Here is a 17063-nt window from a genome sequence, read left to right on the forward strand (position 1 = left end):
CCCCCTACTTCTTCCTATCGTCGGGAAAATGCGCCAGTACTCCGCGGACCTCACCCCGCCCTGGAAGAAGCCGAAGCCCGTGCCGGAGGTCGCCGCGGAGGCGGACCTCGTGGTGGAGGAGCTGAGCACCGGGTTCTGCGGGGCGGTGATCCGCTGCGAGAAGACGGCGGAGGGTCCGACGGTGACCCTGGAGGACCGCTTCGGCAAGCACCGTGTCTTTCCGATGACGCCGGGGGCCTTCGCCTTGGAGGGCCGGACGGTGACGCTGGTCCGCCCCTCCGCCGCCTCCTCCTCTTCCTCCTCGCCCGTACGTCCCACGCGTACCGCTTCGGGTTCGGTGGCCGTACCGGGGGCGCGGGCCCGGGTCGCCCGTGCCGGGCGGATCTATGTCGAGGGGCGGCACGACGCGGAGCTGGTCGAGCGGGTGTGGGGCGACGACCTGCGGATCGAGGGCGTGGTCGTCGAGTACCTGGAGGGCATCGACGACCTCCCGGGGATCGTCGAGGAGTTCTCCCCCGGGCCCGACGCGCGCCTGGGCGTCCTGGTGGACCACTTGGTTCCGGGCTCGAAGGAGTCACGGATCGCGGCGCAGGTGAGCTCTCCCTCCGCCCTGGTGGTGGGGCACCCCTACATCGATGTGTGGGAGGCGGTGAAGCCGTCGTCGGTGGGGATCGCGGCGTGGCCCCGGGTCCCCCGCGGTACTGACTGGAAGACGGGCGTCTGCGAGGCGCTGGGCTGGCCCCTCAACACGGGCGCCGCGTGGCAGCGGATCCTGGGCTCGGTCCGCAGCTACCGGGATCTTGAGCCGGCGCTGTTGGGCCGCGTGGAGGAACTGATCGACTTCGTCACGGCGGAGTAGCGTACGGCGGTGTGCGGGCCCCTGGGCCATCACCGCAGCCGTCTGCGGGCCCGAACAAGGCCCGCCGCTCCGCGGCGGATCTCTCCCACCCACCCACCCGATTGCCCCGCGGCCTGCTCAGCGGAGTCGTGGGCCCTCGCCCACCCACCCGATTACCCCGCGGTTGCCCGCCCGGGCCTGCGGCGTCTTTTTTCAGCCCGTCCGGCGTTTGAGGACCGGGGTCTGGGGCGGAGCCCCAGTTCGGGAAGGGGCGGGATTGGGGAAAGCCCCGCAGGGAACGCCCGAGCCTCAGTCCACCAGGTCCCGCACCACCGCATCCGCCAGCAACCGCCCCCGCAGGGTCAGCACGGCCCGCCCCTCCTCGTAGGGCCCCGCCTCAAGGAGCCCATCCGCGAGGGCCCGCCCCGCGGCCGCAAGGCCGGCGGGGCGAAGGAGGGACAACGGACACCCCTCAAGCAGCCGCAGCTCCAGCAGAATCCGCTCCACCCGCCGATCCTCATCGGCAAGAATCTCCCGCCCGGCCCCAGGCGAGCGCCCCGCACCCAGAGCCCCCGCGTACGCCCCCGGATGCTTGACGTTCCACCACCGCACGCCCCCCACGTGACTGTGGGCCCCCGGCCCGGCCCCCCACCAGTCGGCCCCACGCCAGTACAACTCGTTGTGCAGGCACCGCCCGGCATCGGACGTGGCCCAGTTGGACACCTCGTACCAGGAGAATCCGGCGCCCCCGAGGACCTCGTCGGCGATCAGGTACCGGTCCGCGTGCACGTCGTCGTCCGTCATGGGCACCTCACCGCGCCGGATCCTCCGCGCCAGCTGCGTGCCCTCCTCGACGATCAGGGCGTACGCGCTGACGTGGCCGGGCCCGGCGCCGATCGCCGCGTCCAGCGTGGCCCGCCAGTCGTCGTCGGTCTCGCCCGGCGTGCCGTAGATGAGGTCGAGGTTGACGTGCTCGAAGCCCGCCGCCCGCGCCTCCGCCACGCAGGCCTCGGGCCGGCCGGGGGTGTGCGTACGGTCGAGCACCTTCAGTACGTGCTGCTTGGCGCTCTGCATTCCGAAGGAGACGCGGTTGAAGCCGCCGGCCCGCAGCTCGCTCAGGTAGGCGAGGTCGACGGACTCCGGATTCGCCTCGGTGGTGATCTCCGCGTCGTCCGCGAGCCCGAACTCCTCCCGCACGGCCCCCAGCATGCGGACCAGGTCGGCCGCGGCGAGCAGCGTCGGCGTACCGCCCCCCACAAAGACCGTCTGGACGGGGCGCGGGTCGTCCCCCAGCACCTTCCGTGCGAGCCGCACCTCGTCGGTCAACGTGTCCGCGTAGTTGTCGCGCGAGGCGAGCACGCCGCCGGAGCCGCGCAGCTCGGTCGCGGTGTAGGTGTTGAAGTCGCAGTACCCGCAGCGCGTGGCGCAGTACGGGACGTGCAGGTAGAAACCGAGCGGACGCGACGCCGCACCCGCGAGGGCGGACGCGGGCAGGGCCCCGTCCTCGGGCATGGGCTCACCATCGGGCAGTGCGGAAGGCATACCTCGATTGTCCCGCACCCCGGAGAGAGCGAACGCCGCTGGTCCGACGGCCCCCGCAGATCACCGCGCCTGCAGCACAAGCACCGCCAGATCATCGTCCGGCGGCCGCTCCGAGGCTGCACCCACCCGGGGGGGGCGACCCCCGGACCCCCAGCCACACAGACCACACCCCCGCCGAGCAGCCGCACATCACCTCACTGCGCCTGCAGCACCAGCACCGCCAGATCATCATCCGGCGGCCGCTCCGAAAATTCGTGCACCATGCGTTTGATCCGTTCCGCCACCAGGCCCGCGTCGAGGCCCGCGCAGCTGGCGAGGGCCGCCGCGAGGCCGTCGCTGTCGTCGAACATCCGCTGGCCCGTACGCCGCTCCGTCACCCCGTCCGTGACGCAGAGCAGCGTGTCGCCCGTGCGCAGCTCGAAGGTCTCGCTCTTGTACGTCGCGTCGTCGACGACCCCGAGCAGCAGCTGGGGCGTGGCCGCCACCTGGACCGTGCCGGCCGGGGAGAGGAGGAGCGGCAGGGGATGCCCCGCGCTGGCCACCGTGCAGCGGACGCCGCCGTCGTCCATGGGCACCAGCTCGCCGTAGAGGAGGGAGAGGAAGCGGGAGGTGGCCCCGTCGGGCGGCACGCCCTGGCCGCCCGCCACCGCGACCACCGCCGCGGCCGCGTCCGCCGCCTCCGTGGCGTCGTCGAGGAGGAGCTGGTTGAGACGGTCGAGCACCTCCGCGACCTCGTACCCCTCGCGGGCGAGCAACCGAAGCCAGGGCCGGGCGAGGCCGATCACGACGGCCGCCTCGACGCCCTTGCCCTGGACGTCGCCGAGCGCGAAGCACCAGCGGCCCTTGCCCGCCTGGAACACGTCGTAGAAGTCACCGCCCGGTCCGCCCTTGTCCCGCGGCTCATACACGACGCCGCTGCTCACGCCGGGGATGTCGGCGACGGAGCTCGGAAGGAGTCCGCGCTGCAGGACCTGGCTGATGGTGGCCTGGCGCTGAAAGCGCCGCGCCGCGCTGATGGCCAGGGCGACGCGGCGGCTGAAGTCCTCGATGAGGCCGGTGACTTCGTCCGCGAAGCGCATCATCCCGGCCCGCCCGATGATGAGCGTGCCCAGCACACGGCCGCCCGCCGTGAGGCGGTACGCCAGGGCCGTGCCGTTCGCGTCTTCCGCCGACGTCTCGCCGGGCCAGGGCAGGGGGACGGCGCCGGAGCCCACCTCGTCGGGCAGCTGGGGCGGGTCCTTCTCCAGGCTGCGGCGCAGTTCCTCTATCCGCTGTTCGCTGGTGTGCCAGACGCGGGCGAGGCGGGAGCCCGTGCCTCCGCTCGCGGAGCCGCGCGGGGCGACCTCCGCCTCGTCGTCGAGCCAGACCGCGCACCAGTCCGCGAGCCGCGGCACGAGGAGCTGCCCGGCGAGCGCGGCCACCAGGTCCTCGTCGAACTGCCCGGCGAGCAGGTCGGAGGCCTCGGCGAGGAAGGTGAGCGCGCCGCGGTTGACCCACTCCGTGTCGTGTGTGATCCGTCTGGGCAGCGGCGCGAGGATCTCGGCGGCGCGCAGACCCCGCTGCGCGGCCTGTTCACTCGCGTACGCCTCGATCTCATGTCCGGACTGTCCGGCCTGTACGTCGCCGACGGGGAGGCGCGCCCAGACGGCCTTGGTGCCGGTGCGGTAGGTGATGCCCCAGGAGTCGGAGAGGGTGGCGACGAGCTGGAGGCCGCGGCCGTACTCGGGCATGCCGGGCTGGTGGGGCGTGGGTTCGCTGCGGACCGCGCGGGCGGGGTGGTGGTCGGAGACCTCGATGACCAGGGTGTCGCAGTTCTCCCCCAGGCCCGCCTCGTCGAGTCTGCACACCAGCTCGACCGTCGTGCCCGCGTGCACGACGGCGTTCGTGACGAGCTCGCTGACCAGCAGTACGGCGTCGTCCGCGAGGCGGTCGGTGACACCAGCGGCGGCGGGCACGGAGAGTTCGACCCAGTCGGCGAGCGCGGCGCGAACGAACCTTCGTGCGGCGGCGGGCGCCATCGGGTTTCCGGGCAGCGATGTGCACACCACCGCCGGCGGGCCGGGCTGGTGCCCCGGCTGGGCGGACGCACGGAGAATGGTCTCCCGTTGCATCGGAATGGACCCCACGTTTCGGCTCCTGAGCAGTTCGGTCGAATAGGCCTCAGGCGACACGGACAGAGTGACAGACTGGCCACGCCCATAAGCACCGAGTTACTGAAGTGGGCCGCTATGAGTGATAACAGTGCTATGCCCGCGCTCGGTTACGGTCGGATTCCGGCACCGAAACCAGCTTCGACACCTCAGCCACGCACCGGGAACGATCCCGACGCGGCAGTAGAAAACATCTCGGAAACCGCTCCGGAAGCGGCGTCCGATCTGCGCAACCTCCTGGCGGCGATGCGGTCGGCGCGCGACGGGGACTTCACCAAGGTCACGGTGAGCGGCCACGGCGTGGTCGCCGAGCTGCACACGGTGTTCAACGAGATGCTCGACCGCTCCCTGCACTTCGACAGCGAACTCACGCGCGTACGCCGGGAGATCATCCGGCACGGCCACCTCGACGAGCGGTTCACCGCGAGTCCGGGGCAGGGCAGCTGGGCCACGCGCGTGGCGGACGCCAACTCCCTGCTCGACTCCCTGGTCGCCCCGGCGGCCAACGCGACGCGCGTGCTGAACGCGGTCGCGGGCGGTGACCTCACCCAGCGCGTGGATCTGCACGACGGCTCCCGTGAGCTGCGGGGAGACCTGCGGCGCCTGGGCCGCGCGGTGAACACGATGGTCGACCAGCTGTCGCTCTTCACGGGCGAGGTCACCCGGGTCGCGCGCGAGGTCGGCACGGAGGGGCGGCTCGGCGGGCGCGCCAAGGTGCGGGGCCTTTCGGGCAGTTGGCGTGACGTGACGGAGGCCGTCAACACGATGGCCTCCCGGCTCACCGCCCAGGTGCGTGACATCGCCCTGGTGACGACGGCGGTGGCGCAGGGCGACCTGACGCGGACGGTCACGGTCGAGGCGACGGGCGAGCTGCTCGAACTGAAGCTGACCGTCAACACCATGGTGGAGCAGCTCTCCGCGTTCGCGGCCGAGGTGACCCGGGTGGCCCGTGAGGTCGGCACCGAGGGTCAGTTGGGCGGCCGGGCGCAGGCCCGTGGTGTCTCGGGGGTCTGGAAGGACCTCACGGACAACGTCAACTTCATGGCGTCGAACCTCACCTCTCAGGTGCGGAACATCGCTCAGGTCACGACGGCGGTCGCCAACGGCGACCTGAGCCAGAAGATCACCGTCGATGCCCGGGGCGAGATCCTGGAGCTGAAGTCGACGGTCAACACGATGGTGGACCAGCTCTCCGCGTTCGCCGACGAGGTCACGCGTGTGGCCCGCGAGGTCGGCACGGAGGGCAATCTGGGCGGTCGTGCTCAGGTGCGCGGCGTGTCCGGGGTCTGGAAGGACCTCACGGACAACGTCAACTTCATGGCGGACAACCTCACCTCTCAGGTGCGCAACATCGCCCTCGTGTCGACGGCCGTCGCGCAGGGCGACCTCGGCAAGAAGATCACGGTCGAGGCGAAGGGCGAGATCCTCGAACTGAAGTCGACCATCAACACGATGGTGGACCAGCTCTCCGCGTTCGCCGACGAGGTCACACGTGTGGCCCGCGAGGTCGGCACGGAGGGCAACCTTGGCGGTCAGGCCCAGGTGCGCGGCGTGTCCGGCGTCTGGAAGGACCTCACGGACAACGTCAACTTCATGGCGCTGAACCTCACCTCACAGGTGCGCAACATCGCCCAGGTCACCACGGCCGTCGCCAACGGCGACCTGTCCAAGATGATCACGGTGACGGCGCGCGGCGAGATCCTGGAGCTGAAGGACACCGTCAACACGATGGTGGAGCAGTTGCGTGCCTTCGCGGACGAGGTGACCCGCGTGGCCCGTGAGGTCGGCACGGACGGCCGGCTCGGCGGCCGTGCCCAGGTGCTCGGCGTGTCTGGCGTGTGGAAGGACCTGACGGACAACGTCAACTACATGGCCGACAACCTCACCGGCCAGGTCCGCAACATCGCACAGGTCGCGACGGCGGTGGCCCAGGGCGACCTCTCCAAGAAGATCGACGTGGACGCGCGCGGCGAGATCCTGGAGCTGAAGACCACCATCAACACCATGGTGGACACGCTCTCCTCCTTCTCCTCGGAGGTCACCCGCGTGGCCCGCGAGGTCGGTTCCGAGGGCCAACTGGGCGGTCAGGCACGGGTCGAGGGCGTCTACGGCACGTGGAAGCGCCTGACGACGAACGTGAACGAACTCGCCCTGAACCTCACCACCCAGGTCCGCGCGATCGCCGAGGTCGCGTCGGCGGTGGCGCAGGGCGACATGACCCGGTCCATCACGGTCGAGACCCGCGGCGAGGTCTCCGAGCTCAAGAACAACATCAACGTCATGGTCTCCAACCTCCGCGAGACCACCCGCGCCAAGGACTGGCTGGAGTCGAACCTGGCCCGCCTCGCGGGTCTGATGCAGGGCCACCGTGACCTGATGGAGGTCGCGGACCTGATCCTGCGGGAGCTGACGCCGCTGGTGAACGCGCAGTACGGCGCCTTCTTCCTGGCCGACCCGGAGGCCGGGGACGCCGCGACGCTGCAGACTCCCCCGGTCAAGGGGCTCGCCTTCATCGCCGGGTACGGCTCCGCGCAGGGCTCGGTCGTCGACACGGGCGCGATGCCCGCGCACGGCCTGGTGCGTCAGGCGGCCCTGGAGAAGAAGCGGATCCTCGTCGACGAGGTGCCGCCCGACTACATCAAGATCACCTCGGGGCTCGGGGACGCCGCCCCGGCCAGCCTGGTGATCATCCCCATCCTCTTCGAGGACAAGCTGCTCGGCGTCATCGAGCTGGCCACGTTCTCCCGCTTCTCGGACGTGCACCTGGCGTTCTTCGACCAGTTCGTGAGCACCATCGGCGTCGCGATCAACACCATCATCGCCAACTCCCGTACGGAGTCACTGCTCAGCGAGTCCCAGCGGCTGGCCACGCAGCTCCAGGACCGCTCGGACGAACTCCAGCTCCAGCAGGCGGAGTTGCAGCGCTCGAACGCGGAGCTGGAGGAGAAGGCGGCGCTCCTGGCCACGTCGTCGCAGTACAAGTCGGAGTTCCTCGCGAACATGTCGCACGAGCTGCGCACCCCGCTGAACTCCCTGCTCATCCTGGCCCGGCTGCTCTCCGACAACCCCGACAGCCATCTCTCCGACCAGGAAGTGCAGTTCGCGACCACGATCCACCGCTCGGGCTCCGACCTGCTCCAGCTCATCAACGACATCCTGGACCTGTCGAAGATCGAGGCGGGCCGGATGGACGTACGCCCCAAGAAGCTCCCCCTCATCAAGGTCCTCGACTACGTCCACGCGACGTTCCGCCCGCTCACCCTGGACCGCGGGCTCGCCTTCGAGGTGTCGGTCGGCGAGGACGTGCCGCGCGAGATGTTCTCGGACGAGCAGCGGCTCCAGCAGATCCTGCGCAACCTCCTGTCGAACGCGGTCAAGTTCACCGCGAGCGGCCGGGTCGAGCTGCGTGTCAGCCGCGTCAAGAACACCGGGGAGCGGCGGCTCCACGACGGCGGCGACCGCCTCTGCTTCGCCGTCACGGACACCGGCATCGGCATCCCCGCCGATCAGCTCCCGGCCATCTTCGAGGCGTTCCAGCAGGCCGACGGCACCACCAATCGCAAGTACGGCGGCACCGGCCTAGGCCTCTCCATCAGCCGCGAGATCGCCGGTCTCCTCGGCGGCCGCATCACCGCGGAGAGCAGCCCGGGGCAAGGCTCCACGTTCTCGCTCTACGTCCCGGTGGTGCACCCCGGCCACGGGCCCGCGGCGGCGGCGTACGCGGCGACCAGGTCGCTGACCACACCGGAGCCGCAGGAGGAGCGGGTCACCATGTCCCCGCACACCTTCCACGAACAGAACGACAGCTGGCCGACGCCGACCAAGCTGGAGGAGTACCGCGAGGGGCCCGCGGGCCGCATACTGCGCGGGCGCCGCGTCCTGATCGTGGACGACGACATCCGCAACGTCTTCGCGCTCACCCATGTGCTGAGCCGCGTCGGCATGCCGGTCCTCTACGCGGAGAACGGCCGCGAAGGCATCGAGACCCTGGAGCGCAACCCCGACACCGACCTCATCCTGATGGACATCATGATGCCGGAGATGGACGGCTACGAAACCATCGCCGCGATCCGCCGCACCCCGCGCTGGACCGGCCTTCCCATCATCGCGCTGACCGCCAAGGCGATGCCCGGCGACCGTGAGAAGGCCATCGAGCAGGGCGCCAACGACTACGTACCCAAACCCGTGGATGTGGACCAGCTGCTCACCGTCGCCTGCGCGCTTCTGGCACCCGAGAGCGCGGACAGGACAGAGCCGGACACGCCCACCACCACAGATACGACCGTTGCCCCGGAACCGGCAGGCGCTCATGGGGAGGCCGCTGTTCCGCCGACGATCGAGTGAGGCACTGTCACCATGAGCACAGAGGTCCTGACCGACAACCGCGCGAGCATCCTCCTTGTCGATGACATGGAGGACAACCTGATGGCGCTCGAAGCCGTCCTTGGGTCACTCAACGAACCACTGGTACGCGCCCGTTCGGGCGAAGAGGCGATGAAGGCCCTCCTGCGCCAACGTTTCGCCGTGATCCTCCTCGACGTACGCATGCCGGGGATGGACGGCTTCGAGACCGCGTCGAACATCAAACGGCTCGACCAGACCAAGGACGTGCCCATCATCTTCCTGACGGGCACCGACAACGACGCGGGCTATGCCTTCAGGGGTTACGCGACGGGTGCCGCGGACTACCTCACCAAGCCGTTCGACCCCTGGGTGCTGCGGGCCAAGGTCACCGTCTTCCTCGAACTGCACCGCAAGAACCAGCAGTTGGAGAAGATCCTGGCCCACGAGCAGCAGCAGTTCGACGAACTGGCCGCCCGTCTGTCGGCCATCGAGACACACATGGCGGCCAGCAGCCTGGGGGACATCCTCGAACTGCGCCACCACGTCACGCACATGGAGGAGCTGGTGAAGGAGATGCGGCGCGGGCGGGGCGGCGGCTGACGCATGCGTCGCGCACCACCCCGCCCGCGTACGGGCGTCGGGGCTCAGGCCTCGCGCGAACCCGCGTACATCTCGTCGATGAGGTGCTGGTACTCGCGCTCGACGACCGGGCGCTTCAGCTTCAGACTGGGCGTCAGTTCGCCGTGCTCGATGTCCAGGTCGCGGGGCAGCAGCTTGAACTTCTTGACGGTCTGCCAGCGCTGGAGGCCTTCGTTGAGCTCCTTCACATAGCCCTCGACCAGGGCGACCGTCGCCGGGGCCGCGACCACGTCGGCGTAGCTCTTGCCCTCCAGGCCGTTGTCCTTGGCCCAGGCCAGGATGGCCGGCTCGTCGAGCGCGATCAGAGCGGTGCAGAAGTTCTTGTCGGCGCCGTGCACCAGGATGTTGGAGACGTACGGGCAGACTGCCTTGAACTGACCCTCGACCTCGGCGGGCGCGATGTACTTGCCGCCGGACGTCTTGATCAGGTCCTTCTTGCGGTCGGTGATCTTCAGATAGCCGTCGGCGGACAGCTCGCCGATGTCGCCGGTGTGGAACCAGCCGTCGGGCTCCAGGACCTCTGCCGTCTTCTCGGCCAGACCGTGGTAGCCCTCCATGATGCCGGGGCCGCGCAGCAGGATCTCGCCGTCGTCCGCGATCCGGACCTCGGTGCCGGGCAGCGGCTTGCCGACGGTGCCGGTGCGGTAGGCCTCGCCCGGGTTGACGAAGGAGGCGGCCGAGGACTCGGTCAGGCCGTAGCCCTCCAGGATGTGGATGCCCGCGCCGGCGAAGAAGTAGCCGATCTCGGGGGCGAGCGCGGCCGAGCCGGAGACGGCGGCGCGCAGCCGTCCGCCGAAGGCCTCCCGCAGCTTGGAGTAGACGAGCGTGTCGGCGACCTTGTGCTTGGCGCCGAGGCCGAAGGGCACGGACGCGTTGCCGGTCCTGCGGAAGTTGTCCTGGCTGACCTTCGCGTACTCGCGGGCGACCTCGGCGGCCCACAGGAAGATCTTGTACTTGGCGCCGCCGCCGGCCCGCGCCTTGGCCGCGACCCCGTTGTAGACCTTCTCGAAGATGCGCGGCACGGCGGCCATGTACGTCGGCTGCACCACCGGCAGGTTCTCGATGATCTTGTCGACGCGGCCGTCGACCGCGGTGACGTGCCCGAGCTCGATCTGGCCGGAGGTCAGCACCTTGCCGAAGACGTGCGCGAGCGGCAGCCACAGGTACTGCACGTCGTCCGGGCCGAGCAGCCCGGTCGCCGCGATGGCCTTGGCCATGTACGACCAGTTGTCCTGCGGCAGGCGCACGCCCTTGGGGCGGCCGGTGGTGCCGGAGGTGTAGATGATCGTGGCGAGCTGGTCCTTGGTGATGGCGGCGATCCGCTCCTTGACCGCCTCCGGGTTCTTCTCCAGGTGGGCGGCGCCGCGCGCCTCCAGGTCGGCGAGGGTGAGCACCCAGCCGTCGGGGTCGCCCTCGACGGGCCCCGCGCCCTCGGCGTCGATCACCACGACATGCCGCAGATCGGGCAGCTCGGCCCGCTTCTCGCGCGCCTTGGCGAGCTGCTCGGCGTTCTCCGCGATCAGCACCCGGCTGTCGGAGTCGGCCAGGATGTAGGTGGCCTCCTCGGCGTTGGTCTGCGGATACACCGTGGTGGTGGCCGCACCCGCGCAGAGGATGCCGAGGTCGGCGAGGATCCACTCGACCCGCGTGGCCGAGGCGAGCGCCACCCGGTCCTCGGGCGCGAGTCCGAGCTCGATCAGGCCGGCCGCGATGGCGTAGACACGCTCGGCGGCCTGTCCCCAGCTCAGCGACTTCCACTCGTCGGGGCCCTCGCCGGACGCGGCCGGCACCGGGTAGCGGTAGGCCTCCGCGTCGGGCGTGGCCGCCACGCGCTCAAGGAAGAGTTGGGCCACGGACGGCGGACGGTTCTCGATCAAGGTCTGTGTGTCGCTCACGACATCCTCCGGACCCGCGACTATGCGGCGACTGGCTGGCGGCTGCTGGTCTTGTTTAACTTGCGAGTAACCTACGAGCAGTGATCAGAGTAGAGCGCCGAAGCCCGGTGCGTAAGGGGCTTCTGCCTGTCACTTCCTACAAGAACGGGCCCGCCGCGCAAGAGCACGACGGACCCGTTGAAACGCCTGTGTGACGCCCGTGACGGACGGGACGGCGGCCGAGGCGTGAGCTACTTCTTCGCCTTGCCCGGACCGCTGTCGTCACTGGAGAGCACCGCGATGAAGGCTTCCTGCGGCACCTCGACGGAGCCGACCATCTTCATGCGCTTCTTGCCCTCCTTCTGCTTCTCCAGGAGCTTGCGCTTACGGGAGATGTCACCGCCGTAACACTTGGCGAGGACGTCCTTGCGGATGGCGCGGATGGTCTCGCGGGCGATGACCCGGGAGCCGATCGCGGCCTGGACGGGCACCTCGAAGGCCTGGCGCGGGATGAGCTCGCGCAGCTTGGCCACCAGGCGCACGCCGTACGCGTACGCGGCGTCCTTGTGGGTGACGGCGGAGAAGGCGTCGACCTTGTCGCCGTGGAGCAGGATGTCGACCTTGACGAGCTGCGCGGACTGCTCGCCCGTGGGCTCGTAGTCCAGGGAGGCGTAGCCCCGCGTCTTGGACTTCAGCTGGTCGAAGAAGTCGAAGACGATCTCGGCGAGCGGCAGCGTGTAACGGATCTCCACGCGGTCCTCGGAGAGGTAGTCCATGCCGAGCAGGACACCGCGCCGGTTCTGGCACAGCTCCATGATCGAGCCGATGAACTCGCTCGGGGCGAGGATCGTGGCGCGTACGACGGGCTCGTACACCTCGTCGATCTTGCCCTCGGGGAATTCGCTCGGGTTGGTGACGGTGTGCTCGGCGCCGTCCTCCATGATCACGCGGTAGACCACGTTCGGAGCGGTGGCGATGAGGTCGAGTCCGAACTCGCGCTCGAGCCGCTCACGGATCACGTCGAGGTGGAGCAGACCCAGGAAGCCCACGCGGAAGCCGAAGCCGAGCGCGGCCGAGGTCTCCGGCTCGTAGACCAGCGCGGCGTCGTTGAGCTGCAGCTTGTCCAGGGCCTCGCGCAGGTCCGGGTACTCCGAGCCGTCCAGCGGATACAGACCCGAGAAGACCATCGGCTTCGGGTCCTTGTAACCGCCGAGGGCCTCGGTGGCGCCCTTGTGCAGGGAGGTGATCGTGTCACCGACCTTGGACTGACGGACGTCCTTCACGCCGGTGATGATGTAGCCCACCTCGCCGACGCCGATGCCGTCGGCCGGGGTCATCTCGGGCGACGAGACGCCGATCTCGAGGAGCTCGTGCGTGGCGCCGGTGGACATCATCCGGATCCGCTCACGCTTGTTGAGCTGGCCGTCGACCACACGGACGTACGTCACGACGCCGCGGTACGAGTCGTACACCGAGTCGAAGATCATCGCGCGCGCGGGCGCGTCGGCGACGCCGACCGGCGGCGGGACCTCGGCGACGACCTTGTCCAGGAGCGCCTCGACGCCCATGCCGGTCTTCGCGGAGACCTTCAGCACGTCCTCCGGGTCGCAACCGATGAGGTTGGCGAGCTCCTCGGAGAACTTCTCCGGCTGGGCGGCCGGCAGGTCGATCTTGTTGAGCACCGGAACGATCTTGAGGTCGTTCTCCATCGCCAGGTAGAGGTTGGCGAGAGTCTGCGCCTCGATGCCCTGCGCCGCGTCCACGAGAAGGACCGTGCCCTCACAGGCCGCCAGCGAGCGCGACACCTCGTACGTGAAGTCCACGTGCCCGGGGGTGTCGATCATGTTGAGGACGTGGGTCTTGGCCTTCTCGGGCCCCTCCGTGGGGGCCCAGGGCAGACGCACCGCCTGAGACTTGATGGTGATGCCGCGCTCGCGCTCGATGTCCATGCGGTCGAGGTACTGAGCACGCATCTGGCGCTGGTCGACCACGCCGGTCAGCTGGAGCATCCGGTCGGCGAGCGTGGACTTGCCGTGGTCGATGTGCGCGATGATGCAGAAATTACGGATCAGAGCCGGGTCGGTACGGCTCGGCTCGGGCACATTTTTAGGGGTCGCGGGCACGCAGGGTCCTGTCTCTTGAGGCGCCTGTCGCCTCGGGTCGGATCTATACGTAGGTTCCATGGTCCCATGGGTGAGGCACTGGGCCCGGTGTGGGCCGGTCCGGGTGGACGAGGGGTCCCGAATTGGGACGGGCGGGGAGCGGCTGGTAATCTGGGCAGCTGTGTCTCCTTGCCCTCTCGGCATTGCGGCACATGTCAAAAAAACTCATCTGCAGTACCTCTGCAGTACCTGAACCTGAAAAGGCTCTTTCGTGGCGAACATCAAGTCCCAGATGAAGCGGATCAAGACCAACGAGAAGGCGCGTCAGCGCAACAAGGCGGTCAAGTCTTCGCTGAAGACCGCGATCCGCAAGGCCCGCGAGGCCGTTGCCGCCGGTGACTCCCAGAAGGCCGTCGAGGCGACGCGCGAGGCTTCGCGCCAGCTCGACAAGGCCGTCTCGAAGGGTGTCATCCACAAGAACCAGGCCGCCAACAAGAAGTCGGCGCTTGCTTCGAAGGTCGCGACCCTCCAGGGCTGACCCCCTTGCCCCGGCTCGCCGGGGCGTTGATCAATCCTCCCGCGAGGGTAATTCGAGCCCTCTACCTCGAATCGCGGACAGACCACGCAGTACGCCACGCTGCGACGATGCCCCCGGCCCACTCCGGGGGCATTGCTGTGTTCTGGGGGGGGACGGGCCCGTAAGGGGCGCGGGGATGTGACATGTGCGGCTCCGCCGCGCGGGCGCGAGGCAACCACGGGCGGCCCGCGGGCGAGAGACCGGCGCAGGGCCCGTAAGGGGCGCGGGGAACGGCGCGAACAGCCACGACGCACGCGCGGCTTCAAGACGGACGGACGCTTTCCCAGGGGCGCGGGGAACTGCGCGAGCAACCACAACGCACGCGCGGCCTCAAGACGGACGGACGCTTTCCCAGGGGCGCGGGGAACTGCGCGAGCAACCACAACGCACGCGCGGCCTCAAGACGGGCGAACGCTTTCCCAGGGGCGCGGGGAACGGCGCGAACAGCCACGACGCACCCGCGGCCGCAAGACGGGCGAACGTTTCTCAGGGGCGCGGGGAACTGCGCGACCAGCCACGAACGGCCCGCAGAGAAACCGCTCAACCCGCGGAGCGACTACCCCCGCCGAGACCTCGCCGCACGAGCAATCGCGACGACCGCCTTCTCCAGGGCGTACTCGGGATCATCGCCCCCACCCTTCACCCCCGCATCAGCCTCCGCGCAGGCCCGCAGGGCCACCGCCACCCCGTCGGGGGTCCACCCCCGCATCTGCTGCCGGACCCGGTCGATCTTCCACGGCGGCATCCCCAGCTCCCGGGCAAGATCCGCCGGCCGCCCGCCCCTCGCGGAGGACAGCTTCCCGATCGCCCGCACGGCCTGTGCCAACGCGCTGGTGATCAGCACGGGGGCGACCCCGGTCGACAGGGACCAGCGCAACGCCTCGAGCGCCTCGGCGGCCCGCCCCTCCACCGCCCGGTCGGCCACGGTGAAACTGGAGGCCTCGGCCCGCCCCGTGTAGTAGCGGCCGACGACCGCCTCGTCGATCGTGCCCTCGACGTCAGCCACCAGCTGGGACACCGCCGAGGCGAGCTCCCGCAGATCGCTGCCGATCGAGTCGACCAGGGCCTGGCACGCCTCGGGCGTGGCCGAACGCCCCAGCGCACGGAACTCGCTCCGTACGAACGAGAGCCGGTCCGCGGCCTTCGTCATCTTGGGGCAGGCGACCTCACGGGCCCCCGCCTTGCGCGCGGCGTCGAGCAGAGCCTTGCCCTTGGCACCGCCCGCGTGCAGCAGGACGAGGGTGATCTCCTCGGCCGGCGACGTGAGATACGCCTTCACGTCCTTGACCGTGTCGGCCGACAGATCCTGCGCGTTGCGTACGACCACGACCTTGCGCTCGGCGAAGAGCGAAGGACTGGTCAGCTCGGCGAGCGTGCCGGGCTGCAGCTGGTCGGAGGTGAGGTCGCGCACGTCCGTGTCGGCGTCCGTGGCACGGGCGGCCGCGACCACCTGCTGCACGGCACGGTCGAGGAGGAGGTCCTCCTGGCCCACGGCGAGCGTGAGGGGAGCGAGCGGGTCGGCGGTATCTGTCTTCCTGGCCATCGCGATAAAGCATCCCACGCGGCACTGACAGCCCGCCCCGTACAGCCGGTTCCCGACCGCCTCCCCCGGTGCCGGAGAATGAGCGGGTGACCGACGTACGACATGTCCTGGTGCTGCCCGACCGCGATGCCGCGGAGGAAGTGGCCGAAGAACTCCCCGACCGTTTCGGCGTGCGCGAGCAGCCCCAGCTCGTCCGTGACGCCCTGGCCGGCGAGGACGACGCCGAGGACGCCCAGTGGCTGGTCGTGGTCGAGGACCCGGAGCGGCGCCTGGACCGGACGGCACTGGACGATCTGGCGGCGGAGCACGAGGGCTGGCTCGAAGCTCCGTGACGGCCCCTCGCGCGCAGGCGCCCGGCGTCAGCTCTTGGGCAGGACCTGGATGTCGAGGTCGATCGAGATGCTGGGGCCGACCGCCGCGATGCCACGGGCCAGCATCGTCTGCCAGTTGATCGTGAAGTCGTCGCGATGCAGCTCCGTGGAGGCGCGGCAGGCCACCCGGGTCTCGCCCTCCAGGCCCTGGCCCACCCCGAGGTACTCCGTCTCCAGCGTCACCGTGCGCGTCACGCCGTGCAGCGTCAGGCCGCCCGTGATCGCCCAACGGGTGCCGCCCTTGTGCACGAAGCGGTCGCTGTAGAACTCCATCGTGGGGAAGCGCTCCACGTCTAGGAAGTCCTTGGACCGCAGGTGGTCGTCGCGCATCCGCACCGCGGTGTCGATGGACGCGGCGTCGATGACGACGTGCATCGCGGAGTCCTCCATGCGCTCCCCCAGCCGGATGGCCCCCGCGAAGCTGTTGAACCGGCCGTGGATACGGGCAAGACCGATGTGCCGCGCGGTGAAGGCGATCGAGGAGTGCAGCGGGTCGATCTCCCAGTCACCGGGCTCGGGCAGCGCCGGAGGCGGGGCTATCTGGAGCATGACGTCACCGAGCGAGGCGTGCGCGCTCTCCCCGACCGTGGCGTTCGCCCGGTACGGGGTGAACCCTTCCGCCGAGACCGCCAGGCGGTAGTCCCCGGCGGGAACGGTCGCGACGAACGAACCGTAAGGATCAAGTCCCCCGCCGACGACCTTGCGCCCCATGGCGTCGCTGACCGCGAACTCCGCGTGCCGCACGGGCTCGTTGACGGGGTCGAGCACCCGGCAACTGAGCACGCCCGCGCTGGGCGGAACCGCCACGGCGGAAAGGGGACCGCCGACCCGCCCCGCTCGCCCGTCCTGCCGGACTCTCGCCACCCCGCCGGCTCGGTTCATCCCACCGGCTCGGTTCATCCGGCCGGCTCGGTTCATCCGGCCGGCTCGGTTCGTACGGTCTCCCAGCCAACGGCCGAACATTTGCGACACACCCCCGCGCACCTTGACATCTCTGGTCACGAAGAGGCATTCGATCACCGTTGCGGCATTCGATGCAACACGAACCCACTGCGCTGAAATCCTTCGTTAGCGCTGAAACTG

The 17063-nt window shown here is 69.7% G+C and carries 11 protein-coding genes; 5 read left to right on the forward strand and 6 right to left on the reverse strand.

What is annotated here, in order from left to right:
- The first annotated feature begins 28 nt into the window (after positions 1-28).
- Positions 29-859: a DUF3097 domain-containing protein gene (locus ACZ5U5_RS08915; protein ID WP_469018274.1), complete on the forward strand. Its 831-nt coding sequence runs from the start codon at positions 29-31 to the stop codon at positions 857-859.
- Between the two features lie 288 nt (positions 860-1147).
- Here ACZ5U5_RS08915 and hemW read toward each other — a convergent pair whose 3' ends face one another.
- A complete protein-coding gene (gene hemW / locus ACZ5U5_RS08920) occupies positions 1148-2380 on the reverse strand; it encodes a radical SAM family heme chaperone HemW (protein WP_469018277.1) in 1233 nt (410 codons plus the stop codon).
- A 194-nt stretch (positions 2381-2574) separates the two neighbouring features.
- The gene (locus tag ACZ5U5_RS08925; RefSeq protein WP_469018280.1) at positions 2575-4506 is read right to left on the reverse strand and encodes a SpoIIE family protein phosphatase; all 1932 of its coding nucleotides are present in this window, start codon (positions 4504-4506) and stop codon (positions 2575-2577) included.
- Between the two features lie 270 nt (positions 4507-4776).
- Between ACZ5U5_RS08925 and ACZ5U5_RS08930 the strand changes: the two genes are divergently transcribed.
- Positions 4777-8874, forward strand: coding sequence for a HAMP domain-containing protein (locus tag ACZ5U5_RS08930; RefSeq protein WP_469018282.1), 4098 nt, complete (start codon positions 4777-4779; stop codon positions 8872-8874).
- 12 nt (positions 8875-8886) lie between these two features.
- Positions 8887-9474, forward strand: a complete 588-nt coding sequence (locus ACZ5U5_RS08935) for a response regulator (RefSeq protein WP_469018285.1) — start codon at positions 8887-8889, stop codon at positions 9472-9474.
- Between the two features lie 44 nt (positions 9475-9518).
- On the opposite strand, the gene ACZ5U5_RS08940 is transcribed toward ACZ5U5_RS08935, so the two are convergent.
- Both ACZ5U5_RS08940 and lepA read right to left on the reverse strand, forming a co-directional pair.
- A complete protein-coding gene (locus ACZ5U5_RS08940; protein ID WP_469018287.1) occupies positions 9519-11408 on the reverse strand; it encodes an AMP-dependent synthetase/ligase in 1890 nt (629 codons plus the stop codon).
- Positions 11409-11638: 230 nt separating this feature from the next.
- Positions 11639-13510, reverse strand: a complete 1872-nt coding sequence (gene lepA, locus ACZ5U5_RS08945) for a translation elongation factor 4 (protein WP_469018290.1) — start codon at positions 13508-13510, stop codon at positions 11639-11641.
- Between the two features lie 250 nt (positions 13511-13760).
- On the opposite strand from lepA, the gene rpsT reads away from it, so the two are divergent.
- Entirely contained in the window at positions 13761-14027 is a 267-nt protein-coding gene (rpsT, locus tag ACZ5U5_RS08950) for a 30S ribosomal protein S20 (protein ID WP_469018293.1), read from the forward strand.
- A gap of 595 nt (positions 14028-14622) precedes the next feature.
- Here rpsT and holA read toward each other — a convergent pair.
- Entirely contained in the window at positions 14623-15609 is a 987-nt protein-coding gene (gene holA, locus ACZ5U5_RS08955; protein WP_469018296.1) for a DNA polymerase III subunit delta, read from the reverse strand.
- Positions 15610-15695: 86 nt separating this feature from the next.
- On the opposite strand from holA, the gene ACZ5U5_RS08960 reads away from it, so the two are divergent.
- Entirely contained in the window at positions 15696-15941 is a 246-nt protein-coding gene (locus tag ACZ5U5_RS08960) for a hypothetical protein (protein ID WP_361046475.1), read from the forward strand.
- Positions 15942-15968: 27 nt separating this feature from the next.
- On the opposite strand, the gene ACZ5U5_RS08965 is transcribed toward ACZ5U5_RS08960, so the two are convergent.
- Entirely contained in the window at positions 15969-16943 is a 975-nt protein-coding gene (locus ACZ5U5_RS08965) for a YceI family protein (RefSeq protein WP_469019385.1), read from the reverse strand.
- Positions 16944-17063 lie beyond the last annotated feature (120 nt).

The sequence above is a fragment of the Streptomyces sp. NPDC033177 genome, from assembly GCF_055577715.1.

Excerpts from the sequence above, each read along its gene's own strand:
- ACZ5U5_RS08930 (WP_469018282.1), top strand. The coding sequence starts at position 4,777 with ATGCGGTCGGCGCGCGACGGGGACTTCACCAAGGTCACGGTGAGCGGC.
- hemW (WP_469018277.1), bottom strand. The coding sequence starts at position 2,380 with ATGCCTTCCGCACTGCCCGATGGTGAGCCCATGCCCGAGGACGGGGCC.
- ACZ5U5_RS08915 (WP_469018274.1), top strand. The coding sequence starts at position 29 with ATGCGCCAGTACTCCGCGGACCTCACCCCGCCCTGGAAGAAGCCGAAG.
- ACZ5U5_RS08965 (WP_469019385.1), bottom strand. The coding sequence starts at position 16,943 with ATGTTCGGCCGTTGGCTGGGAGACCGTACGAACCGAGCCGGCCGGATG.
- ACZ5U5_RS08935 (WP_469018285.1), top strand. The coding sequence starts at position 8,887 with ATGAGCACAGAGGTCCTGACCGACAACCGCGCGAGCATCCTCCTTGTC.
- holA (WP_469018296.1), bottom strand. The coding sequence starts at position 15,609 with ATGGCCAGGAAGACAGATACCGCCGACCCGCTCGCTCCCCTCACGCTC.